At 40.1% G+C, this 6000-nt stretch carries 6 protein-coding genes and 1 pseudogene; all 7 read left to right on the plus strand.

The annotated features are described in order from the left end of the window. The first annotated feature begins 107 nt into the window (after positions 1-107). The 7 genes and pseudogenes from R8O10_RS07010 to R8O10_RS07040 all read left to right on the plus strand — a co-directional run bounded on the left by R8O10_RS07010 (position 108) and on the right by R8O10_RS07040 (position 5672). Positions 108-1232: a hypothetical protein gene (locus tag R8O10_RS07010; protein WP_318191246.1), complete on the plus strand. Its 1125-nt coding sequence runs from the start codon at positions 108-110 to the stop codon at positions 1230-1232. A 694-nt stretch (positions 1233-1926) separates the two neighbouring features. Next, positions 1927-2394: pseudogene (locus R8O10_RS07015) on the plus strand (cold shock domain-containing protein). Between the two features lie 144 nt (positions 2395-2538). After that, positions 2539-3063: a GNAT family N-acetyltransferase gene (locus R8O10_RS07020; protein ID WP_158174016.1), complete on the plus strand. Its 525-nt coding sequence runs from the start codon at positions 2539-2541 to the stop codon at positions 3061-3063. A gap of 149 nt (positions 3064-3212) precedes the next feature. Continuing rightward, entirely contained in the window at positions 3213-3611 is a 399-nt protein-coding gene (locus tag R8O10_RS07025) for a DUF6232 family protein (protein WP_048626546.1), read from the plus strand. A gap of 166 nt (positions 3612-3777) precedes the next feature. Further along, a complete protein-coding gene (locus R8O10_RS07030; RefSeq protein WP_213885676.1) occupies positions 3778-4275 on the plus strand; it encodes a DinB family protein in 498 nt (165 codons plus the stop codon). A 159-nt stretch (positions 4276-4434) separates the two neighbouring features. Continuing rightward, the gene (locus tag R8O10_RS07035) at positions 4435-4761 is read left to right on the plus strand and encodes a hypothetical protein (RefSeq protein WP_139794022.1); all 327 of its coding nucleotides are present in this window, start codon (positions 4435-4437) and stop codon (positions 4759-4761) included. Between the two features lie 155 nt (positions 4762-4916). Further along, the gene (locus tag R8O10_RS07040) at positions 4917-5672 is read left to right on the plus strand and encodes an abortive infection family protein (protein WP_213908284.1); all 756 of its coding nucleotides are present in this window, start codon (positions 4917-4919) and stop codon (positions 5670-5672) included. Positions 5673-6000 lie beyond the last annotated feature (328 nt).

The raw sequence follows: 6000 nt of genomic DNA on the forward strand, positions 1-6000 counted from the left end.
GCGTTGCGTTTAGTGTTTAAGGTGGTCTGCGGCAACATCGGTATTGCGTTGCTCACACCTTAACAGGGCGTTAGCAACCAAGATTATCAGCATCAAAAAGGGATACTATGGAAAAGGCATTGGAGTTTGAGCCATATAAAAACTACTTAGAGCTATATGATTATATTGATAACTTCTTATCAATCAGCTCACTGTCATATGGAATTACAAAACAACTTTTAAACAAGCATGACAAGTCCGAATTAAAAAGCATTGATCTGCCTGAACCTAATAAGAAAGAGTTGTCTTTTTCAATGGCTGACATCAATGTTACGGATGTTGAATTTATTTGTGGATGGATTTCGTGCTCTGAGTATGCGAATAAACTTAAAATGTCAGAGTCTGAAGTAGTGGAAAAAGCCAATTTAGGTATGCTAGGTCACAAAGCTGAGCACCCCAAAAGTGGTGAATGTATTTTGATTTGGCCAGAAGAATATCAAAGAAAAGAACTAGATGAGCTTCCTGTACCCGGTAAATCGAAGTTCAAACCAAAGGTAAGTATCACAGCCAAATCTAGTCTTTCAATTGATACTGATGAGCTAACGGGTTTTGAAGATACACAAAAGCAGCTTGTCAGGCTGGCACATGCGATAGGTGAAAAAGAAAAAGTTACAAGTAAAGCCGAAACGATGCTATTTCAAAGCAGCTTTTTGCTAAACTGGACCGCCTTTGAAGTTTTTATTCGGGAATCGATTCACGCTCTTTATCGAGCGCATCCTAAAAAATTAACAAAAGGTCAAAAAGGCGCAGCTCAGTCTCTATCTTACAAAGATATCTTTGAAATGTCCGCTGGGTTCGATGATATTGAAAAATTGAAGTTTTCTCTGGTGGAAACGGAAATCGAAAAGCATCAAAAAGACGGAGAGTCAATAACTGGACTAATTAATTTTCTTAAGTCGGAATTTAAATTTAAAAATGATCCATATAATGCTTGGTATGTCTTAAAAGGTGACCGAAAGAATGCTTCATTTAATAGAATTACTGAGATTAAGGATGTTAGAAACGCTTTAATGCATAACGCAGGAAAAGATGTCGATAGCCTAATAGTGGAGTATCCACACCTGCAGAGAGAGGATGGTAACTTGATAATTAACGATGATTATTATCACGAAACGGCATTGCTTATGAAGAGTGTTGCATTCTCCATTGCTAAAGACATTGTCTCAAAAAATTATCGAGCCAATGATTGCTAACAAATAATTTAAGAGTGATTCAGCACGCTTGGCATTTTTGGTTCGGGTCTCGTCTAGTGATTACGGCGTTCAAATTGAGTGTCGTGTTAGCGTGCTTCACACCTTAATTAGGCGTTAGTACGGGTTTGACGTCAAAGGTCATAAGTTTTGGTGTTTATCTGTTTTGGCGCTCGTCTTTACACCTTTCAGTTTTTACCTTTCACGTTCTTTCCGGTGGCACTATATGCGGAGTGTTTGCTTTGATTTCACCGTTTACGGTCTCTAACTCTTAGCCTATTTCTTTGGCGCTTCTTCGTTTTCGTTGTACTTCCTGAGTTAATCTTGTCGTTCGTTGGGTGTTGCCATCAAAGTGCGAGGATCGAATCCTTTTCTAATTTGAAGCCATTAAAAGTAGGGGAGTTCAGTGCGTTTTTCTTCTAGCCAACTTTCGTCTTTCAATTGGAATTAAGTTTTGTAGCTGCCCGTCTCACTTCAGTGTTCAAAGCCTTTCATATCATGCTAGTTTTCAATATCTTGGAGCGCATAAATAGAAGTAGCGCATGTACTAACAAATTGCTTAAGAGTGATTCGTAACGCGTGGCATTTTTACTTTGCGGTGGCTTATGGTGATTAAGGCGCTGTGCGGTAGCTTTTGTATTGCGTTACTCACACCTTAGCAAGGCGTTATGCCGCTATATGAAAAACGGGAGAGGACATGAAAGGGGAAATTGTTCGCTGGGTTGATGAGCGCGGTTTTGGGTTCATAAATTCCAATGAACTGGATGGTGACATTTTTGTTCATGTATCCAAGTTCAAAAAAGGATACCGACGCCCTCGAATAGGGGACCAAGTAGAGTTTCAACTGGCAAGTGTTCAGCCTAAGTTAAGTGCGGAAAGTGCTCAGTTAGTCGGTGTCAAACCACAGAAAAGCAATTCTTTTTCAGTTGTATTATCAGCAGTTATCGTCGGTCTAATAGGCGCAGCCTTATATCTGTTTTATATAGAGCCCAAGCTAAACCCTGCATATGAAAATATGGGGTTTAGTTGCTAAGGTAAGACCTACTGTAGCGAAATGGCGTCTTGTGACGAAGCAAAGTTTTATTTATCAAATTGTCCAAATGTCAAAATAGATGGCGACAATGATGGTACTCCTTGCGAGAGTCAGTTATGTGGTAGTTGGTAGGATCGGCATAACAAACTGTTTAAGAGTGATTCGCAACGCGTGGCATTTTTACTATGCGTTGCGTTTAGTGTTTAAGGTGGTATACAGGAGCTTCGGTATTGCGTTGCTCACACCTTAACAGGGCGTTAGGCGAATGGAGGTGCAATGAACTACGAAAATGGAAATTTTAGAGTCAGAGAGCTTCGAGAAACTGATGCAAGTTCTTTGTTCAATATGTATTCAGGTTCAAGCAGTTCAGCCAAGTACATATCAACATTGCCTCACGATACAGTTGAAACCACGCTCTCGAAAATTAAGCAATGGCGAAAGTTCTATTCAGAAAATGCCCCCAAAGTTTGTGTGTACGGTGTTGCAGCGAGTCCAGATGATTTTGTGTTCGGTTTAGTTGTTTTCGTATTCAATGAGCAATATGCTGAAATTCACTTTGGTATATCAGATCAATTTAGTAATCGAGGCATCGCAACAGAGTTATGCCGCTCTGGTCTGCAATACTTGAAAAGTTTGGGTGTAAATGAAGTAAGAACCAATCCCTTTATTGAGCATATCGCAAGCATAAGAGTTTTAGAAAAGTCGGGTTTCTCAAATCATGGTACGCTCAAAAATCATGCACGGTTTCCGACTTTAGGCAATGGTCTTTTCAATTGTGCAGATATGCGCCTAAGCCTTTGAAAATTCGCCTAACAAAGCGTTTAAGACGGATTCGCAACGCTCGGCACTTTTGGTTTAATTCAACTTTAGTGTTTACGGCACAATGGTTTAGGTAGGGTGGTTGGCGTTGCTCACCACTTAACGCGGCGTTATACGAATAGAGGGAAATTATGTACAAAAATACTGATTTTAGCTTGGATTCAAAAGAGTTCAGGTTTAAGAAAGACTCATATCCTTTGTCTAAGATAAACAATGTTAGGGTTAAAAAGTTAAGTTTTCTTGATAATTTAGGTCAAGTTTTATTCTGGGTGTGTGTTTTTTCAGGGGCAGTTTGGTTAGTTATTCCAAGGTTGGAAGAGGTGCCACAATGGCTACTAGTTTTAGTTCTTAGTCTGACGGTTGTAGGTTTGGTTTTTGCTCTTTTTCGTTGTTCTAAATATGCCCTTCAAGTCGAGTTTCGCCACATAGATGAAACGGGCGTTCAATGGGTTAATGTCGCTAAGTCATACTCAAAGTCAGATTGTGAGTTATTTGAACAGCAAGTGTTGGCACTGAAAAAATTCGTATAACAAATTGTTCAAGAGTGATTCGGCACGCGTGGCATTTTTACTATGCGTTGGCTTTAGTGGTTAAGGTGTTATGCGGAACCTTCGGTATTGCGTGCCTCACACCTTAACAAGGCGTTAGGTGCAGATTGAGTTTCGCGTTTTGCAAATAAGTAACAATGGATAAAACATGGTCTTTTCTAAAGCGTTTCAATATAAAAAGTGGGCAAATAATAATTTACTTGATATGGGAGAACAGCAGTTCTCAATCCTTCCAGAAAGTGATGCTACCTTTTTCGTTAGGATCTTAAACCACACAACAGTTGTTGATAGCCTCTTCATCAGTCGAATATTAGGTGAGCCTGAGAAATATGATGGTGACAACACCGTTAAAACTCCAACACTATCTGAGCTACGAGAGACAATGAATCAAAATGACTCGTGGTTAGTTCAGTATGCTGAAACTGCATCAAAGGAAGATCTTAAAAGAGTTGTTTCCTTTAAGTTTGTTGATGGTGATACAGGGCAGATGTCGGTCGAAGAGATTCTGCTCCATTTGTTAACTCATGGCAGTAATCATCGTGGTATGGCGGCTAGAGTACTGGCCGAAAACAATCTAGAGCGTCCCAAAGACACATTCACACGCTATCTTCACCAACTAGAGCCGACAAGAAGGGGCGGAGTCTAGCACCTAACAAAGCATTTAAGAGTGATTCGCAACGCTCGTCATTTTCAGTTTAAACTGGGGCTTTAGTGGTTAAGGTTCAATGCGTTAGGTTGTGCGCATGCGTCGCTCACACCTTAATGCGGCGTTATGTGCTTTGGGCTAAAAGTAGGTTATCTAGGTATGAAGATAAAATATTCGTTTGTTGCAATGCTGTTCTTAGTTGGTTGCTCTAGCGATCCAAATGTAAAATATGCACGGTCTGTAGAAGCAGGTGCACAACTTTGTTTCATTGAAAACAATAAGTTTCAAGTAGGTAATAAATGGGAAAATCCCTATAAAACAAATCACGTAAATATTGTGTCGTTACATCATCAATTAACGATTCACTGCAATAATGGTGAAAAATGGTCACAAGACCAAAACTCAACTATTCATCTAGAAGTTAACAAAACAAAATGGTTGCCATGTTCCGAACATGTGAATTTCTGTAAAAGTGAACACAAATAGTACGCACATAACAAACTGTTCAAGAGGGATTCGCAACGCGTGGCATTTTCACTATGCGTTGGTTTTAGTGATTAAGGTGGTTTGCGGCGGCTTCGGTATTGCGTTGCTCACCCCTTAACAGGGCGTTATGTTTTATAGGAAATTTCGAGAAGTAAATGAGTGAGTTAGATCATTTGGAATCCCTATTCGATAGGGTCGAATATCTACAGAATTTGTTAGTTGCGGAAGCAACTAGCGGAACTGGAGATAACAGTGATTACCAAACTATTAGAGCAGAGTTACTGGGTAACCCTACCGTAGCTCAGATGATTCCTCGATTTGTGAAAACCAATCGTAATCTAGAGCAATTTTGGCAGTTTATAAAATTTGAGTATGGAAGTTATGCTGAGCGTCGTCAGTTCCTATGGCAAGAGTTTAATCCACTCCTAGAGTTCCTAGAAAAAGGTCAATCTCATCCAGCTCAACAATCAATTTCTGAAGTTCTACAGAACTTTGATTCTGAAAGCATCCATCATGCATGGACTAAAGCTTTAGAGCGAAAAGTTAGAGATCCAGAGGGAGCAATTACAATTGCAAGAACCATTTTAGAAAGTGTGTGTAAGCATATTCTTGATGAAAAAGGCGTTGAGTATAATAGCACATCCATTGAACTCTCCGAGCTGTATAAGTTGACGGCAAAGGAGTTAAATATGGCACCAGAACAGCACAATGAATCCATATTTAAACAGATTCTTGGTGGCTGCTCAGGGATAGTAAATGGTTTAGGAACCCTACGGAATAAGCTGGGTGACGCTCATGGTCAAGGTAAGCGTCCAGTAAAGCCACGAGCAAGGCATGCAGAGCTTGCTGTAAACTTAGCTGGGACAATGTCACTTTTCTTAATCTCTACATATGAGGCTAATAAAACATAACAAACTGTTTAAGAGTGATTCGCAACGCGTGGCGTTTTCACTATGCGTTGGTTTTAGTGTTTAAGGTGGTGTGCGGCAGCTTCGGCATTGCGTTGCTCACACCTTAACAGGGCGTTAGGCATCTTTTCGAACCTAAGGGAGTAGGTATGTCGAAATTACTAGTTTACTTAACTGCGCTATTCTTTTTGCTCTACGGAGCTATCTTTGCTGTGTTCCCGGTAGATATGGCAAACTTAATTACAGGCTCAAGCGGCTTTGTTGCTTAAATCGATGGAACTAAATCAAAAAGATACGATCTGATCGGCTACACCCATCAAGCATCGTAGCC

Origin of the sequence: Vibrio sp. 1727, assembly GCF_033344415.1 — a bacterium.
Lineage (GTDB): Bacteria > Pseudomonadota > Gammaproteobacteria > Enterobacterales > Vibrionaceae > Vibrio > Vibrio alginolyticus.

Coding starts and splice junctions, on each gene's coding strand:
- R8O10_RS07010 (WP_318191246.1), top strand. CDS start 108: ATGGAAAAGGCATTGGAGTTTGAGCCATATAAAAACTACTTAGAGCTA.
- R8O10_RS07020 (WP_158174016.1), top strand. CDS start 2,539: ATGAACTACGAAAATGGAAATTTTAGAGTCAGAGAGCTTCGAGAAACT.
- R8O10_RS07035 (WP_139794022.1), top strand. CDS start 4,435: ATGAAGATAAAATATTCGTTTGTTGCAATGCTGTTCTTAGTTGGTTGC.
- R8O10_RS07025 (WP_048626546.1), top strand. CDS start 3,213: ATGTACAAAAATACTGATTTTAGCTTGGATTCAAAAGAGTTCAGGTTT.
- R8O10_RS07030 (WP_213885676.1), top strand. CDS start 3,778: ATGGTCTTTTCTAAAGCGTTTCAATATAAAAAGTGGGCAAATAATAAT.
- R8O10_RS07040 (WP_213908284.1), top strand. CDS start 4,917: ATGAGTGAGTTAGATCATTTGGAATCCCTATTCGATAGGGTCGAATAT.